Annotated in this window: 9 protein-coding genes; 6 read left to right on the top strand and 3 right to left on the bottom strand. The window is 55.2% G+C overall.

Features of this window, described 5'->3' with window-relative positions; genetic code table 11:
* Window positions 1-84: 84 nt before the first annotated feature.
* Window positions 85-2,220, bottom strand: coding sequence for a DNA helicase RecQ (gene recQ, locus B9K09_RS08515; protein ID WP_087516402.1), 2,136 nt, complete (start codon window positions 2,218-2,220; stop codon window positions 85-87).
* 286 nt (window positions 2,221-2,506) lie between these two features.
* Here recQ and B9K09_RS08510 point away from each other — a divergent pair, with 286 nt between their 5' ends.
* The 4 genes from B9K09_RS08510 (at window position 2,507) to lapD (ending at window position 6,693) form a co-directional block, all read left to right on the top strand.
* A complete protein-coding gene (locus tag B9K09_RS08510; protein ID WP_087516401.1) occupies window positions 2,507-3,094 on the top strand; it encodes a YecA family protein in 588 nt (195 codons plus the stop codon).
* Window positions 3,095-3,109: 15 nt separating this feature from the next.
* Window positions 3,110-3,523: a YbaN family protein gene (locus tag B9K09_RS08505; protein WP_087516400.1), complete on the top strand. Its 414-nt coding sequence runs from the start codon at window positions 3,110-3,112 to the stop codon at window positions 3,521-3,523.
* Between the two features lie 518 nt (window positions 3,524-4,041).
* Window positions 4,042-4,731 carry a cysteine protease LapG gene (gene lapG / locus B9K09_RS08500; protein ID WP_157699333.1) on the top strand — a complete coding sequence of 230 codons (690 nt, stop codon included), beginning with the start codon at window positions 4,042-4,044 and terminating at the stop codon, window positions 4,729-4,731.
* A gap of 9 nt (window positions 4,732-4,740) precedes the next feature.
* Window positions 4,741-6,693, top strand: a complete 1,953-nt coding sequence (gene lapD / locus B9K09_RS08495; protein ID WP_087516399.1) for a cyclic di-GMP receptor LapD — start codon at window positions 4,741-4,743, stop codon at window positions 6,691-6,693.
* 128 nt (window positions 6,694-6,821) lie between these two features.
* Here lapD and B9K09_RS08490 read toward each other — a convergent pair whose 3' ends face one another.
* Window positions 6,822-7,160, bottom strand: a complete 339-nt coding sequence (locus B9K09_RS08490) for a tryptophan synthase subunit beta (RefSeq protein ID WP_087516398.1) — start codon at window positions 7,158-7,160, stop codon at window positions 6,822-6,824.
* Between the two features lie 107 nt (window positions 7,161-7,267).
* On the bottom strand, window positions 7,268-14,029 hold the full coding sequence (locus tag B9K09_RS08485) for a retention module-containing protein (protein WP_087516397.1): 6,762 nt from the start codon (window positions 14,027-14,029) through the stop codon (window positions 7,268-7,270).
* 467 nt (window positions 14,030-14,496) lie between these two features.
* Here B9K09_RS08485 and B9K09_RS08480 point away from each other — a divergent pair, with 467 nt between their 5' ends.
* The gene (locus B9K09_RS08480; RefSeq protein ID WP_087516396.1) at window positions 14,497-15,852 is read left to right on the top strand and encodes a TolC family outer membrane protein; all 1,356 of its coding nucleotides are present in this window, start codon (window positions 14,497-14,499) and stop codon (window positions 15,850-15,852) included.
* Window positions 15,853-15,883: 31 nt separating this feature from the next.
* Entirely contained in the window at window positions 15,884-18,034 is a 2,151-nt protein-coding gene (locus B9K09_RS08475; RefSeq protein WP_371917451.1) for a type I secretion system permease/ATPase, read from the top strand.
* Window position 18,035: the final 1 nt, after the last annotated feature.

Raw genomic sequence — 18,035 nt, 5'->3', positions numbered from 1 at the left:
AACAGCAGAGCAAGTTGGATATCTGTCAATGGCTTACAAGATGTTCCAAAATGTGGATTCCAGTACACAAATGTCGCTTTGAGGCTACTCCGCTCCACCCTCAAACTCAGCGTGCAGCGCCGCACGTACACAGTGCAACACGCCTTCTTCTATCCGCCCGCTGAACAACGGGCTGATTTCAGTCACGGCTGGCAGCTCGCCTTCACCATCAAGAAATGCGTCCTGCACCTCCCCGAGCAGCTCTTCTGGTATATCCAGAGCTTGATCAAGTGATAACTGCTGGCGACTAATCGCTTCTGCAAGCATGCCGTAAACACTTTTGGTGCCGCATTGCAGCTGGCTGGCGATCTGTTCTGGGGTCATTCCTGCCCGCGCCAGGCTGACTAGCTCATGGCGCATGTCGGCGACCACCCGCGGCGCTTCGGCCTTGCCACCGAGTACATCTAAAAAGGCACTGCCGTATCGCTCAAGTTTGCGAGCACCAACACCACTGACCTGCGCCATCTCGCTCAGGCTGCCAGGCTGACTGCGGAGCATTTCAAGCAAGGTTGCATCGGGAAAAATAACGTAAGGCGGTACCGCATGCTCCTCTGCCAACTTGCGCCGCAGAGTACGCAGCGCCTCCCACATCTCACGCTCCTCGCCTCGCACAAGCTGGCTGGCGGCGCTGCTTGAAGCCTTGGCGCTTTGCTGGGGTTTAAGGTCTCGTCGCAGCTGAAGCTGCACTTCGCCGCGCAAGAGTGGCCGGCAGCTGTCGGACAAGCGCAAGCCTCCAAAGCCCTCAAGATCGACGTCAGCTAGACCGCGCGCAACCAATTGGCGGAACAAGGTGCGCCAGTCACTTTCAGCCCGATCCTTGCCAACACCAAATACTGATAGGTGCTGATGCCCCAGGCTGCGCACTTTGTCGTTATCACGTCCCAGCAACACATCAACCAGATGACCGACGCCGTAACGCTGACCGCTGCGGTAAATAGCCGACAACGCCTGCCGCGCAGGCTCGGTTGCGTCCCAGGTTTGTACGCCGTCGATGCAGTTGTCGCAGTGCCCACAGGGCTTTTCGAGAACCTCATCAAAATAGCCAAGCAACACCTGCCGCCGACAACGCGTCTCTTCGCACAGTGACAGCATAGCGTCGAGCTTGTGTTGCTCGACCCGCTTGTGGCGCTCATCCCCATCGGAGTTATTGAGCATTTGCTTGAGTAGCAAAACATCCTGCAGACCGTAAGCCATCCATGCATCGGCGGGCAAACCATCACGCCCTGCCCGACCGGTTTCCTGATAGTAGGCTTCCAGTGACTTGGGTAAATCCAGATGTGCGACAAAGCGTACGTTAGGTTTGTCGATGCCCATGCCGAAGGCGATGGTTGCGACCATGATCAGGCCTTCCTCATTAAGGAAGCGCTTTTGATGATAGGCACGCAGCTCGCTGGGCAAGCCTGCGTGGTAAGGCAACGCCGGAAAACCTTGGGCGCTGAGAAACGCCGCGACTTCATCGACTTTCTTACGCGACAAGCAATAGACGATGCCCGCATCACCTTTACGCGCGGCGAGAAACCCCAGCAGCTGTTTGCGTGGCTGCTCTTTAGGCACAATCCGGTAAAAGATATTAGGCCGGTCGAAGCTCGACAAAAACCGCTCTGCATCCTGCAGGTGCAGACGGTTGATGATTTCTTCACGGGTGCGCATATCTGCAGTCGCCGTCAGGGCGATACGCGGTACCTGCGGGAAAAATTCGGCCAGTTGCCCCAATTGCAAGTACTCCGGACGGAAATCATGCCCCCACTGCGATACGCAATGCGCCTCATCAATGGCGAACAGGGCAATATCCAAGCGCTGGAGAAAGGCCAGCATGCGCGGCTGAACCAAGCGTTCAGGTGCCAAATAAAGCATTTTGACTTCGCCACGGCGAATCCGGTCAGCAATGTCGCGTTGCGCATCGCTGCTCAAGGTTGAGTTCAATGCGACCGCAGCCACCCCGAGCTCATCAAGGGTTGCGACCTGATCGTCCATCAAGGCGATAAGTGGCGAAACCACCACCGCCAACCCCTCACGCATCAGTGCTGGCACCTGAAAGCACAACGACTTGCCGCCGCCCGTTGGCATCAGCACCAGGGCATCACCACCGCTGGCTACACGTTGAATAATCGCGCCCTGACGGCCGCGAAAACTGTCATAGCCAAAGATGTCTTTAAGGATGCGTTGTGCCGGGTCTTGCATGAAAGGTCTCCAAATCGAGGTCGGCATTATACGCACGTGCTCGACTCAGAAAATTTTGCATCTAAAATTTGTCGACGGTTAACGTATCGACATGGGCTAAAAGTACGTGCCAGAGGAGCTTTTCAGGCTATAACCGAGCTATACCAATGATCCTGATCAAATAAACCATGTAATCTCCCCCCTCAACTCTGCAATCGTTTATGCATGGGTTAAACTTGAGCTATGGCCGCTGCGCGCTGTCTAGACTAGAATCCAGCCTCGTTTACTTCTTCAAGGTAGCCCTACGATGTCCTTTGCCGAGCAACTGTCCCGCCTGCAAGCCTTCCTCGATGCTGATGAGTTGCACGAAGAAGCCCTGGACTACGTCGCCGCCCACGGCTACCTCACTGCCCTGTCGATTTGTACGGAGCAGGTGCCGGAGCGTGAGTGGATCGACGCCCTGTTCTCTGAAGCCCCTCATTACCGTAGTGACGCTGAGCGCGAAGAAATCGAAGCCACGCTGGTGCTGCTCAAAGCTCACATTGCCCGCCAGTTGGCGAGTGATGATGACCCTGAAATGCCTTGCGAGCTGGACCTTGGCGAGGACCCGGACGATTCCGACCTGCGTGGCTGGTGCATCGGGTTTATGGAAGGTGTGTTCCTGCGTGAGTCAGTCTGGTTCGAAGACTCAGAAGACGAAGTCAGCGAGTTACTGCTACCCATCATGGTCGGCTCTGGCTTGTTTGATGAGCAGCCTGAGTTTGACGAAATCGCCGATGACCGCGATTTAGTAGACAGCATGGTCGAGCAAATTCCTGAACTGCTGACTGCACTGTTTCTGCTGTGCAATGCCCCGGAAGAAAAGCCAGCGCTGCTCAAGCCGCGCCAACACTGATCCCTCACCGTCCGTATGACGGGTAAGATCAAACACAGCCGTAACCCCGCTGTACGCTACGCCCTGTTAGCCATTGGCTGGCTAAGCGTAGCTCTCGGGGTCATCGGTATCTTCTTGCCTGTGGTGCCTACCACGCCGTTTCTACTGCTTGCAGCCGCTTGTTTTATGCGCAGTTCTGAGCGCTTCTATAACTGGTTGGTCCAGCACCCCCAATTAGGTCCATGGATCCGCGATTACCTTGAAGGTGAAGGGATTCCGCGCAAAGCCAAAATCTACTCGATCAGCTTAATGTGGCTCAGTATCGGTTTGTCCTGCTATCTGGTGCCTATGTTCTGGGCCAGACTGTTTATGCTGACCAGCGCGGTCTGTGTGACCATTTATATCTTGCGCCAGAAAACCCTACCGACCCCGCCTCCCGCCAAGCGCTGATCGCAACCTTGGTGGACAAGCTTCGCGTTGTCGCACCCTACGCGGCAGCTGTTCAAGACGCTCGCCCCTTGCACTGAATAACCATAGGGTGGAAGACGCTTCATCCTTCCACCATCACCGACGCAGATATTTCGGGCGCACCCGGTGGACAAGCTTCGCGTTGTCACACCCTACGCGGCAGCTGTTCAAGACGCTCGCCCCTTGCACTGAATAACCGTAGGGTGGAAGACGCTTCATCCTTCCACCTTCACCGACGCAGATATTTCGGGCGACCCGGTGGACAAGCTTCGCGTTGTCACACCCTACGCGGCAGCTGTTCAAGACGCTCGCCCCTTGCACTGAATAACCGTAGGGTGGAAGACGCTTCATCCTTCCACCATCACCGACGCAGATATTTCGGGCGCACCCGGTGGACAAGCTTCGCGTTGTCACACCCTAGAGTGTTTTTACTTGCCCGCTGAAGCACAAAGCCATCACTGCACCTAGACTTTGATCGACCCTTATTCGAGCAGATGCAGATGCAGCCATGCCTGTTCAGCAATGTTCTCCAGCGCTTCAGCCACTTATGGCTGGGTGCGCTTGTGTTTGCCTTGGGGTTAACGACGGCTGCAGCCAATTGGGATTTCGCGCTGATCATCCACAACGCGCAAGCCCGCTATGGCTCGCTTGGCCCAGCCGAACAGCGCTTGCAGCAGTGGCAGCAACTTATCGAGAGCAATCTGCAAAGTTCTGAGAGCCAACAACTAAAAACTGTTAATGCATTTTTTAATCGACAACTGCGCTTTGCCGATGATCGTCGTACTTGGCGCCAAACCGACTATTGGGCAACCCCAGTCGAATCACTGGTGAAAGGCGCCGGTGACTGTGAGGACTACTCCATCGCCAAGTACTTCACCTTGCGCCGCCTCGGTATTGCCAGTGAGAAGCTGCGAATTACCTACGTTAAAGCGCTTGAGCAAAATCAAGCGCATATGGTGCTTACGTATTACTCAAGCCCCAGTAGCGAACCGCTGGTACTCGACAACCTGAAGGGCGAAATTCACCCGGCATCGCAGCGCAAGGACTTGCTACCGGTGTATGCATTCAACGCTGAAGGTGTGTATCTGCCCGGCTCTAACAGCAAGAAAAGTGACACTAAAAAATTATCGCGCTGGCAGGAACTGCTAAAAAAAATGCGTGCGGAAGGCTTTGCCATAGGCGAAGGCTAGGAGGTCCTGATGTCATTACTTAAACAATTGTTCATCGCCATTTGCCTGTTTCTGGTGGTGGCATTCAGCGGCAGTTTCATTGCTGGCGTGGAAAACTCCCGCGAACAGTTATTGAGCCAGTTACGTTCGCACGCGCAGGATGCGGCAACCTCACTCGGGCTGTCATTGACGCCCCATGTGGATGACCCTGCGATGATCGAACTGATGGTCAGCTCGATATTTGACAGCGGTTACTACGCAACGATCAGGGTGGTGAACATTGCGGACAACCGCGTCATTGTCGAGCGACGCACAACCACGGCCCCAGAGAATGTGCCGGCCTGGTTTATCAATCTGGTCGATCTAACTCCGGAAGGCGGAGACGCCTTGATCATGCGCGGCTGGGAGCAAGCCGCGCGGGTTGAAGTACTGAGTCATCCGCAATTTGCCTTGACCAAATTATGGGACAGCGCCATCGGCAGCCTTATCTGGTTATTAGGCTGCGGCCTGGTGAGTGCAGTATTGGGCGGCTGGCTCCTGCGCACCCAGCTTCGACCACTGGACAATATGGTGCAACAGGCTCAGGCAATTACCCGGCGTGAGTTCTTAAGCATGCCGAAAGTACCGCGTACACCCGAGCTGAAACGTGTCGTGCTGGCCATGAATCTGATGGTCGAGAAGCTGAAAAACCTGTTTGCTGAAGAGGCGGCGCGCAGCGAAAAACTGCGTGAGGAAGCCTATCAAGACAGCCTTACGGGTTTGGCTAACCGGCGCTTCTTTGACCTCAAGCTGACTCAGCAACTCGAGGCGACCGAGCAAAATACCGACGGCTATTTGTTGTTCTTGCGGGTCAATGATCTTGCAGGCCTCAACCAGCGCCTTGGCGGGCAAAAAACCGATAGATTGATTCAGGCGATTGGCGGGCAACTGACGCATATTTTGCAGCAGCGTAACGCCCGCGCCTGGTTGGCCTCGCGTAGCCGTGGTGGTGAGTTCACCCTGCTCGCCCCAGGCCTGAGCAGCGAAGATGTCGACAAACTTGCACAGCAACTTAGCGAGCAACTGGAAAGTCTGTACCAAACGGGCGCCAGTGACTGTATTCCCGTGGCGCACATAGGCATTGCCGCATACCGCCCGGGAGAAAGCACCGCCACTGTCATCGGCCGCGCTGATCAGGCGCTCGCGCAGGCACAAAGTAAAAATCCAGAACAACCCTGGGAACGCCTGGATGACTTCAACCTGACAACGGGTCAAGGTATCCACGAATGGCGCAAATGGATCGACGAGGCGTTAGTGGGTGGCAAAGTCCAGCTGTACTTTCAGGCCGTGAGCCAGTGTGACGACATCAGCAAGCTGATGCATCACAAGGTCCTGGCGCGACTAATAGACCCGCAAGGTGAAGCCATCGCCGCTGGGCAGTTTATACCTTGGGTTGAACGGTTAGGCTGGGCTGCACGATTTGACCTGGCGATGCTTGAGCACAGCCTCAAGCATCTGGCATTGCACCCGACCCCGCTCGCCTTGAGCCTGTCGGCAGCCACCCTGCGCGAGCCAGAAAGCTGGGCCAAACTGCTGGACGTACTTGAACAGCACCCTGAACAAGCTACATTCATGACCCTGGAACTGGATGAGCGTCACCTGCCGCCAGCGGCTGAACTGGAAGCGCTTGGCCAGCAAATTCGAGCCACGGGTTACCACCTTGGTCTGCAGCACTTTGGGGGTCGCTTCAGTTTGATCGGCAACCTGACTCATCTAGGTCTGGCGTACCTTAAAGTTGACGGCAGCTACATTCGTGCAATTGATCAGGAGGGTGACAAACGTCTGTTTATCGAAGCCATATTCCGTGCAACCAACAGCATCGACTTGCCATTGATTGCCGAGAGGGTCGAAACTGAAGCGGAACTCAATGTGCTCAAAGAATTAGGTATTGAGGGAGCAATGGGTCGCCTGATTGGCGCGCCAACCCCTTGGACGGGTTCATGAAGCTGTTTTTGTAAGGTGGAAGACGCTCTTTCATCCACCCTTTACTGTTCAGCAAGTCCGCACTATTGGCTAATCCTTGAGCCTTGCGGTGCCTGATTCATGGTGGACAAGCTTCGCGTTGGCATACCCTATGAGATGCGTTCGTCAGCATCACCTAACAAGCCACTCAACCCATCCAGTTTTGCCCGCGCTTCAGCACGAACATGCAGCTTGCGCCGCGCCGCCTCAGGCAAGTCGGTGTAACGGATAACACCACGATCGACCAACGCCGAGACCAAATCCTCAAGCACCCGCACCATTTCCAGGTCGGAGCGTTGCAAGTCAATCAGTCGATTATTCAAGGCATGGCTGGCCATCCATGCCTGCACATCCGGGTTATCTTGCGGCAAGGTTACTGTCATGGTCGAAAACGGTTCTTGCTCGACTCGCAAAATTCGTTGTTTCTCATCAAGCTGAACATAAACCATAAGCTCCACCTTGCGCAGATCAGAAAAGCCCGTCAGCTTTTCAACTGGCGGGCTTGATTAAGGTTAGACGCTGTTTGAAAAAACAGCGTCTTGCCAGGCAGAAAATCTCACGACACCAGCGTGTGATTATCCAGCATGTTTTGAATAATGCTCGCGCTATCGCCGCCAGATAAGGTGACGTTGGCCAAGGTCACCGTCTGATCAATACTGCCAGCGTCTGCTACATGCCCTGAACTGGAGATATTTATTTGCGTGTCGCTGCCGCTTGGGGCAAAACTCAAATAGGCGCTGAGTTCAGCCGCACTGCTGCTATCAACCACGCCGACCAGCAGCGATGAAAGATCCAATGCATCACCCTCAGCCACGCTGAAATCGTGCACCACATCATGCGAACCGCTGCCTCGATCAGCGCTGTTCCAGACAAAGGTATCAGCCCCCAGGCCACCAAACATCTGGTCATCGCCGATGCCACCAATCAGCAGATCATCGCCGCCTTGGGCAAATAGCCAATCATTGCCACTGCCACCTTCGAGCAGGTCATCACCACCCGAATCTGGCACCGAGAGGCCCAGAGCCTCAGCATTGGTTTCGATAAAACTAATGAGTTGCGCCTGACTGGGTGCCGTGCCGCCATTAACATTGGTTAGATGGCTAATCAGCACCTGGAAGCTCGGTGCTGTGCTTTCATAACCGGCGATCCAGGTGGTATTCAATGCATCACCAAAGATCAGGTCATTGCCAGCGCCACCGACCAGATGATCATCACCCAATGGCGACAACTCCCCCGGTGTCACATACCCCGGGTCAAGCGTTGCCAAGAGCTGGTCAGCTGTCAGCACAATCTCAGGCTGGCCAACTTGCGCCTGCACCGTACCGCCCACCACATTGGTGCTGACGTTGCCGGTAAGCTGGTCAGTATTATCAAAGTAACGCAGCACATCACTGTTGATACCTGAACCGATGCCAATTGCATGCAACTCGGCACGCCCCATCAAAGTACTGGCGTCATCCAGCGCACGGTTCACGTCATTAATATTGACGGTGCTGCCGGTATTGCTGGTGTCATTGTTATGGATGGTTGGGTCACCATCAGTCAGGAAGTACGCCAGGTTTTCATAGTTATTACCTTCAATGCCGTCAAACCATCCATTAGTGGTTTGAAAGGCTGCCTCGTAGTTGGTGCCACCGTCTGCAGTGACTTTGTCCAGCGCATCCTTATTGCCACTTAGCGCCGCTTGCACCTCTTCCAGCGAACCGCTGAGCAATATCGATGAGGTCGATGAAAACACCACCAAGGCAATGTTGATATTACCCGGGTGTGCTTCGAGTTTATCGAGGAACGAACGCACGGCATCCTTGAGCAGGTTCAAACGGCTGCTGTAGCCACCCTGTCCATCTGGATCGTCGGCCATGCTGCCTGATCGGTCGAGGATCAATGCGATGTTGTAGTTCTTCGCGGGGTCAACCGTTGGCTCCCCGGCTCCGCCGATGTCACCAATCAAGGTGTCCTTGCCACCCACACCTGCGATCAACCCTTTGCCATCGCTGTCAAACGGGCTTGCGATAAAGTGCGGTGTGGTCGAACTGTCAACGCCCGTACCAAAGTCACTGGCGTTGTTACCGACAACCAGCACGGATTGGTCGCTGCGGATACAGATATCCAGATTGGCGCTGCTTGGATCGCCATCACCATCAAGCACGGTGTAAGTAAAGCTTTGGGTGACTTGCCCGGTTTCACCAAACACCAGATTAGCTTTGGCGGCAAAGCTAAAATCGCCTGCTGCGTGGCCAGGTGAACTGTCGAGATAGATGGTCAACTTACCGGTGGCAGTGGTCAGCGTCAGTTTATCGGTGGTTGCATCATAGCTGTATGTGACCGGGCCAGCCCCGCTGGTAACGATGGCATTGCCAGCAACGTTCAAGCTGAATGTTTGTGTGCCAACGGTGATCGACTGGATATGGTCGATACCATCCGCGCCCGGTTGATCGTTAGCCAGCACGTTGCCTGAAACATCGCCACCCACACCCGCAAGATCAGCAAGCGTCGCCGACAGATTCTCCGGCGTAGTGTTGATCACCACATTGCTGCTAGAGATCTGTTGCAGATACGAGCCAGTGAAACTGATGCCAACCGAATACGCCTGGAAGCTGTTAGTCGCCGGATCATTATCACCGTCAATATTGCCGATGAAGTTGCTCCAGTTGTTATTGATCCAGTTGGTTAGCGCTGGACCAGTTTTGCCCGCAGTAGGCTCACCATCGGAAATAAAATACAGCTTGTTTTGCTGCGCAGAGTCAGCGCCGAATGCCATCAGGTCATTGCCAATTTCCGCTTTAGCAACGTTGAGTGCGGCTTCATAGTTGGTATTGCCGCTCGCATCCAAGCCCTGCACCTTGGCGAGCAAGTCGATATAGCCCTGATCAGTGACCGATGAGAAGCTGTAGTCGCCTATTTCTGATGCCGACCCGGCAAAGGTAATCAAGTTGATATGTACCGCAGTGCCCAACTCGGCATAGGAAAGCGCGAGGTTAGCTACCGCAGCCTTCAACGCAGTCAGCTTGGCGCCCTGCATGCTGCCGGAAACATCCAGCACCAACGTCAGATTCACCTCGGGCTGCGTCGACTGAACAATGCAGGCTGGCTTGTCATCAACGGCGGTCGGCAGATCGTCAATCACCGTCACATCCAGCGTCGCAGTGTCAGTGTCGCCATCAAGGTCGGTAACCTTAATTGCAAACTGCTCGACGATGGAGTTTTCGCCGTCGGCAGTTGGATGCATCGACGGATCTTGCAAGGTGTATGAATAACTCACAGTGCCGCCGCCGATGGTACCGGTGAAGCCCGTGATATGCAGAACACCCGCCGGACTGTCGACACTCAGCGGAGCACCTACAGTAGCGCCCTGCAGTTGTGCGAAGGTAAAACTGCTGCTGCCAATCTGAATACTGGAGATACCATCGCCCGCAGTGATGGTGAAGGTGCCGCCATCGCTCAGCAGTGCTGCATTGGGTGAGCTGCCGTTGGCCAGGTTTTCTTCGTTGAAGGTCAGCTCACCGCCTTCTACGTTCAAGCCTTCAACCGTCACACCAGTGTCGCTGCCGACAATTTTAATCGTCAGCGTCGCGGTCGAAATATCGCCATCGAAATCGCGCATGGTGTATTCGAGATTCTGACTAACCACCTGTCCATCGGCCAACGCAATGGTGTCTGGATCGCTGTTATTGAGGGTAAAGCTGTACTCGCCAGTTGCGTCGTTTAGCGCCAAGGTGCCGTACTTACTCAGCTCGGCCATGGCTGCGCTGTTCAGCGTGCCATTCCAGCCAACAAAGGCTTTGCCGCCATCATTACCCGCCAAGTCGTTGGTCAGCACGGAACCGGAGGCGACGTTGCTGGCATTGCCTTCGGTCAGCGGCTGCGCAAAATCGTTATTCGCAGTCGGCGCGTCATCCTTGAAACTGATCAGTTTGCCCAAATCCAGCGTGCTGCCAACCGAGTCACCGTCCTTGTCGGTTGCGGTTGCAGTCAGATGGACAAGGTCACTGCCCAGCACTTTAACTTCATCAGGTTCGCTGGTTGGGTGAACAATCGCCCGTGCTTGATCAAGGGTAACGACACCGGCAGCACTTACGCTGACAGTGAATACCAAGTCACCGGAGCTGGTACGCCCCTCGACCGCTCCAGCGGGATTGATCGATAGCAATACCGCCTGATTAGTCAGCGAGTCGACCAAACCGGAATCGACGGTACCTGATGGGGCCGCAATGCTCAGCGAGTACTCCAGACTGCGCAGGCCATCAGCCCCCGCTTGAACATTGAATATGCCGCTAAAGTCACGATTGGCATCAATATCAAGATAGGTTTCATCAACCTGCAACTGCCCGCCCCAGGTGACCGAGGTGCTGACGTCGTTGTAGTCATAGTCGGAACTCAGGGTCTGGTCTTCCCAGTTCTGGTTGCCAGGGTCAGCAGTGTCCTGCAAGTGCGCACCGCCCGGATTAAGCGCGGCATCACTGAACAACACATTGGCACCGTCTGCTCCGGTGAGGGCCGTGCCATTGAATTGCGCCTGCCACAGGCCACCAACCAGGGCAAAAGTCAGTTCGGCGCCGTCGACCAGGCTGGCATTTGCAGCACCGTTTGGAATGATGAAGAAGCCAACATCTTCAGGGTTCAAGCCATTCAAGCTGGCGGTTTGTCCCACATCCACATCATGAACGTTTGCCCAGATCACCTTGCCACCCGCTGGCGATCCGTCCGGATTTTTAACGTAGTAGCCATAACTATTGGCGTATCCAGCGTCGCTGCCATTGAAGGTCACAAAGGAACTCTCAGCCAGAGCGCTTTGCTCAATCGTTGGCGTGTCATCGTCGATGGTGACTTGCAGGGTTTTGGTTACTGCATCCGAGTCGCCATCGGTGACGGTGAAGTCGATATTCAGCAACGCATCATTTTCTGCACCGCCCTCGACATGCAGCACCGGCTGCAACAAGGTCAGGGTGTAGGCGCCAGTCGCGGGGTTGAGCACCATTGAAACCAGATCACCACGCGAGGAGGAGATGATCAGCGTGTTGCTGTTGGCATGCCACTCCGAGACAACATCTTCCTGACCCAGCTTATCCGGACCGCGAAGCACCACCGACTTCAAACCATCGGCACCCGCTGCATAACTGAGCGTACCGCTGACGCTTGTTGCGGCGCCTGGAGTGTCACCATCGCCGCCATTTATCCCGCCAAGCAAACCTTCATCATCAAGGATCAACGGAGCGGTTGCGTTTTGCGCAACCGGTACGTCATCTTCGATATTGATGGTAAAGGTATTGGCTGGGAAGCCGCCAGCTAGAGGGTCGCCATCACCATCGGTCACGGCAAGCGATGCTGAGAAATCAATACTTAGGACTGACAGATCTTCGCTGTCATCGCCATCGACAATCGGGTGGTCGATCGGGCCTTTGAGCACGAAGTCATAACCGCCTGTCGCGGTCACGGTCAGCGTGAAGATGGTATGACCGTTAGCGCTGGCGGTAAGGGTGTTATCGACAACCGAGTAGCTTAACGCCGTGCCTCCGCTGGTTAAGCCTTGGGCGTTGAGCTGGCTGACATCTGCATTGAGGAAGAAATCACCAGGACCGTCGGCACCAAACTTCACCAAGCTGCTGAGCACGCCAGCATCACCGTGCGCGGTCACCGTTTGCCCACCTTCGGGGTTGCCCTGATAAGGCGCACCTGCTGATGTATTCAGCGCATCTTCCTGCACATTGCCATGTACGCCAAACGGCTGAGCGGCGGCAACTGACACGTTACTGGCGTTTTGAATACTTGAAGGCCCGGCAAATACCGGCACATCGTCTTCTATGTTGACGGTAAAACTACCCGCAGGGAAGCCCATGGATAGAGAGTCGCCATCACCATCGGTTGCAGTAATCAGCGCCGAAAGATCCAGCGGGAAGTTCAACAGTTCGTCGTCGTTGCCGTCTTGAACGGGGTGATCAACGGGCCCGCTAAGGGTGAAGCTGTAGCTACCATCGGCCCCCACCACAAAGGTGAAAATGGTTTCACCGTTGGCCATTGCGGTTAAGGTATTGCCAGTCACGCTGTAACTCAAAGCTGCGCCGCCCGAGGTCAGGCCTTGGGCTGTAAGGGAGTTGATTGCAGCGCCACTGTTCGACAGACCGAATGCGCCCACACCGTCGGCACCAAAGTTGACGAGGGTATTGAGCGTACCCGGCGCACCTGAGGTGATATTGGTGGTACTATCGCCATCGGTGTTGCCTTCAGTGGTTTCATCCTCATCGACAAACAAGTGAATCTGCGCAGCCTCACCCACCGCAGCAATCGGCCCGTCATCATTGACCAGCACGTCTAAGGTCGCGATGGGGGAAACATCGCCATCGAGGTCAGTGACCCGCACGTTGAAACTTTCCCCCACCTGATCATCAGCGCCTGTCGCATCGGGGTTAGTGTGATCCAGCGTATTGGTGCTCAGCACATAGCTCCAATTGCCATTGGCATCAACCGTCAACACCCCATATTGGCCTTGCACGGTTGCGCCCTGAGTTACGTCCACCCAGTTGCCATTTACATCCATGACCTCAAGCGCCGATACGCCATCGCGGGACTCGACCACCAACGTGCCACTGGCTTGTTCGCCATTACTCGCAGGATTGGTGCCCTGGGCTAGCGCGGACTCTTCGACGATTGCCGGTCCGGCAATCACGCTACCGATAAAGTCCTGATAATTCACCGTGACCACGGGGGTGAAATTAGGTGGCTCTACCGGCGGAACCACAACCGGAGGTTCAACGGGTGGTTCGACTGGCGGTTCTGGCGTGGCCGCAACCGGCGCCTGTGGGTCGGCGATAATGTCTGGATCGACGAATTCAGGTCCATTGTTGAAGCCCGCAGTGGGAAAACCAATGTCAGGATTGAGTGCACCGCCCACCGCATCCAGCAAAACAAAACTGTGCCCGCCACCGGCACTACCAGCGCCGCCCGAACTGCCGGGACCCGCCGCAGTTGCCTCTGCTTCTTGAGTCGGGTCAACCCCAGCCTCGATTGCGGCCTGCAGCCTTTCTACATCGGCTAAGTCACTGGCACTCGGCGCAGCAACGGCTGTGTCTTGCTCCGGTACGCTTGGGCGGTCTGCGGAATGAGCGAGCAGTTGCTCGGAAAGATTAAGGCTGCTGTCACGGCCGAGAGTCAGCAGTTCTCCATTGCTGAGCTTGGCCGCCAGCGCGCCAGCAGAGCCTGTAATGATCTGTTCCCCTGCATACAAGCGATCCCCCTCAGCCAGGGGACGCCGGGAACCGTTGCTGGCCACGGCGAATACTTCGCCAACTACTTGGGTAACTACACCAATCAACGTCGCCATGGTCTCGCCCTCATTACGGCGGCCGGTATTTACCGGCACATCTGTTAGAAGACGAATACACAAATTTCAGCTATCGAGCGTTACAAAAAAACAGATTCAAATGGCGCAACACGCACTCAAAAAACAGACCATGCCAAAAAAATGTCGCTTAACAAGTCACCTGCAGCGTCCATCTGAATCAACCCCGCCCTAATACTTATTTCTTGGTATTCGCCCTTGCACCTTTGCTGCACAAAAACTTAAAAAATGCGCCAAGCCCATTATTTGCTGGCTCATCTAGCAGTAACAATGTGCTGTTTTCCTCAGAGTGCCTAAGATTTTTTAGCAATAAGGCTTGTGAGAAATCTTTATGAGGTCGCGCCAAAGTTGTTCTTAGCTTTGTTGTTACAAACCTGAAACGGTTTAACACTAAAAATCGTCAACTTATTGGCGACAAAGCTAGGGCACGGAACAAAGGAGTTCTCCACATGCGCGCATTAAACCTACTCTACAGCGGCATCGTTTTAGCGCTGACCTATTCACAGGCTCAGGCGATGTCGCTGACTGAAGCCATTCAAAGCACCCTCGACAACCACCCGGAACTGCATGCCGGGATGAATAGCCGACTCTCGGCAGACGAGGAGGTCAAAATCGCCAAAGGTGGTTATCACCCCACCGTTGACTTGCTGGCAGGCTACGGCCGGGAAAATACCGACAGCCCAAGCACACGCTTTGCTGGCAATCACAATGACGAAACCCTGAACTACGCGACGTCAGAGTTACGCCTGCGGCAGATGCTCTTCGATGGCTTCAATACCCCCAACGAAGTTGCGCGCACTGAGGCGGTGGTCAACTCTCGCGCCTACTACGTACGCGGTACTGCGGAGAGCTTGGCACTACGCACCGTCGAGGTGTATCTCGATGTGCTCAAGCGCCGTGAAATGGTCACCCTGGCGAAAAATAACCTGCAGGCACACCAGCGCATCAACGATCAAATCGACCTGCGCAGCCGGCAAGGGGTTGGCAGCACGGCGGACTTCGACCAGTCGAGCGCGCGTTTGGCACTGGCTGAAAACAACCTGTATACCGAGCAAGTCAACCTGTCTGACGCCGAAGCAAATTTCTACAGCGCCGTTGGCCGTCCAGCTGATGAATTGGAAAGTCCAACCACCATCAAAGGCAACATGCCGGCCGATCTACTGGTTGCTCGCCAGACCATGATGGCGTCCAACCCCTACTTGAAATCCGCACAAGCTGATGTCAATGCCGCAGAGAAACAATACGAGGTTGCCAAATCACCTTTCTACCCTCGCTTCGATGGTGAACTGGCAACCACAGCGGACAACAACATTCAGGGTGATGAAGGCCACTACAACACGTGGCGAGCTGCGGTGGTGATGAACTACAACTTGTACAACGGCATGCGCGACAAAGCGCGGATGCAGTCCACTGCTCACCAGGTCAACCAATCGATGGACATCCGCAACAACGCATTGCGGATAATCAACGAAAACCTGTCACTGGCCTGGAACGCCATGCAAAACGCGCGACTGCAAACCCCCAAAGCGCGTGATTATGCGAACTACACCGCCAGCGTTCGTGAAGCCTACCAGCAGCAATTCAGCCTGGGGCAACGCACATTGCTCGATTTACTCGACAGTGAAAACGAACTGTTCACGGCCAACCGGCGCTATACCGATGTGCGTTACACCGAAGAGTTTTCGATGTACCGGGTCGTCGCTTCCATCGGTGAACTGCTTCAGCAACAACAGGTTGTCGTTCCGGCCGAAGCCATCGCCTTGAGCGAAGTAAAAAGCGAAGCCCGTCTGCCAGAAATGAAGTAGCCCAGCGCGAGGAGCAGTAACTTTGACAACCATGGAGTTGCCTAAAAGCCACAGCGACCCGCGCGTGAGTCACGACGATCCATTACTGGATGGTTTGCTGATTCTATGCAAGCTACACGGCTGCACCGTCAGCCGCGGTAGCTTGAGTGCGGGCTTACCCATGCCCAAGCAGTCTCTGCCTCCTGAACTGCTTAGCCGTGCTGCGGCCCGAGCAGGGTTGCAGGGGCGCTTGCTGCGCCGCGAATTGAACGCAATATCGGCGCTTAACTTACCGGTGCTATTACTGCTGAAAGACGGTCGTAGTGCTGTGTTGCATAAGTGGCTTGATGCCGATAACGCGCTGATATTGCCCTGTGAAGCAGACGGCGGCGAACAACCTGTCAGCCGTGCCGAGCTTGAGGCTGCTTACGCCGGCCTGGCGTTATTTGCACGCCCCCGACATCAACTCGAAGAGGCCAGACAGCCGCTTGTGCCTCGAATTGAAGCCTGGTTTCGCGACACCTTAAAACTGTCCCGCTGGCTGTATGCCGATGCCGTTCTCGCCAGTTTGCTCATCAACCTTTTGGGTTTGCTGGTGCCGCTGTTCGTCATGCAGACCTACGATCGCGTGGTGCCCAATCAAGCCACTGCGACCTTGTGGGTATTAGCCATTGGTTTATTTATCGGCACCAGCTTTGAGTTATTGCTACGCGTGCTTCGCGCGCATCTGCTCGACACCGCAGGGAAAAAAACTGACGTGGTGCTTTCGGCAACCTTGTTCGAGCGCATTACCGGAATGTCGATGACCTCACGCCCGACCAGCATTGGCGGCTTTGCGCAAAGCATTCATGATTTTCAGGGGCTGCGCGAATTTTTAACCGCCGTGACCTTGACCAGCCTGATCGACCTGCCGTTTGCCCTGCTGATGATTACCGTCATCGGCCTGCTGGGTGGCTGGTTGGTGGTAATTCCGATTCTGGCCTTCCCAATCACCGCGATATTTGCCTGGATCATCCAAGTGCAATTGCGCGACACGGTGGAAAAAAGTTTGGCATTGGCCTCACAGCGTCAGGCGTTGTTGATCGAAACCCTTGGCGGGCTGGAAACCCTCAAAGCCTGTGGCGCCGAAAGTGAACGTCAGCATGAATGGGAGAAAACCCACGGCGCCCTCACCCGACTTGATACTCACGCACGTTTTCTCGCTTCACTGGCAACTAACGGCACCCTGTTTTTACAGCAGTTTGCAGGCATGGCAACCATTGTTGCAGGGGTTTACAGCATCATTGCTGGCAACCTTAGCGTCGGTGCTCTGGTTGCGTGCTACATGCTAGGCAGCCGGGTATTGGCGCCACTTGGGCAAATTGCCGGGTTGATTACCCGCTACCAGCAAGCACGCCTGACCATGACCAGTACCGATGCGCTAATGGCCATGCCGCAAGAGCGCCAAGCTAAACAGCGTCCACTGGAACGTACACATCTGTCTGGAGCGCTGGAAATTCGCCAAGTCAGCTTCAGCTATCCCAACCAGTCCAGCCCTGCGCTGAGCGATGTCAGCGTGCAACTGGCAGCGGGCGAACGGGTTGGCATTATTGGTCGCAGTGGCTCGGGCAAAAGCACATTGGCCAAGCTGATCATGGCTTTTTACACACCTGCGGAAGGTCAGGTTCTGCTCGACAATCTGGATCTACGTCAACTCGATGTGGCTGACTTACGGCACCAGATCGGTTTCGTCTCACATGACTTACCGCTGCTCTCTGGCAGCCTGCGCGACAACCTGACCTTGGGCGCACGCTATGCCAGTGATGCGCGCATGCTCGAAGTCGCCGAGTTAACCGGAGTCAACGAACTGGCCAAGCAACACCCACAAGGCTTTGATCGCCCAGTTGGCGAACGCGGTCAGTTGCTTTCCGGCGGCCAACGCCAAGCTGTATTGATGGCCCGGTCGATGCTGCTTGACCCACCGATCATGTTGCTCGACGAACCCACCAGCGCTATGGATAACAGCAGTGAAGAGATCCTGCGCAACCGCCTGCAAACCTGGACCCAAGGTAAAACCTTGCTGTTGATCACCCACCGCGCCTCGATGCTCAGCTTAGTGGACCGGCTGATCGTTCTGGATAACGGGCGTATTGTCGCCGACGGCCCTAAAGAGTCGGTAATCGAAGCATTGCGCAAAGGCCGAGTAGGCCCGGCTGCGGGTTAAG

Origin of the sequence: Pseudomonas sp. M30-35 (genome assembly GCF_002163625.1) — a bacterium.
Lineage (GTDB): Bacteria > Pseudomonadota > Gammaproteobacteria > Pseudomonadales > Pseudomonadaceae > Aquipseudomonas.
Note: the sequence above shows the minus strand (reverse complement) of the source record. Positions and strands in the feature narration are given on the sequence as shown.

What these genes read in the sequence shown, in the direction of transcription:
- B9K09_RS08490 (WP_087516398.1), bottom strand. Translation starts at nt 7,160, where the DNA reads ATGGTTTATGTTCAGCTTGATGAGAAACAACGAATTTTGCGAGTCGAG.
- B9K09_RS08480 (WP_087516396.1), top strand. Translation starts at nt 14,497, where the DNA reads ATGCGCGCATTAAACCTACTCTACAGCGGCATCGTTTTAGCGCTGACC.
- lapD (WP_087516399.1), top strand. Translation starts at nt 4,741, where the DNA reads ATGTCATTACTTAAACAATTGTTCATCGCCATTTGCCTGTTTCTGGTG.
- B9K09_RS08510 (WP_087516401.1), top strand. Translation starts at nt 2,507, where the DNA reads ATGTCCTTTGCCGAGCAACTGTCCCGCCTGCAAGCCTTCCTCGATGCT.
- lapG (WP_157699333.1), top strand. Translation starts at nt 4,042, where the DNA reads ATGCAGCCATGCCTGTTCAGCAATGTTCTCCAGCGCTTCAGCCACTTA.
- recQ (WP_087516402.1), bottom strand. Translation starts at nt 2,220, where the DNA reads ATGCAAGACCCGGCACAACGCATCCTTAAAGACATCTTTGGCTATGAC.
- B9K09_RS08505 (WP_087516400.1), top strand. Translation starts at nt 3,110, where the DNA reads ATGACGGGTAAGATCAAACACAGCCGTAACCCCGCTGTACGCTACGCC.
- B9K09_RS08475 (WP_371917451.1), top strand. Translation starts at nt 15,884, where the DNA reads ATGGAGTTGCCTAAAAGCCACAGCGACCCGCGCGTGAGTCACGACGAT.
- B9K09_RS08485 (WP_087516397.1), bottom strand. Translation starts at nt 14,029, where the DNA reads ATGGCGACGTTGATTGGTGTAGTTACCCAAGTAGTTGGCGAAGTATTC.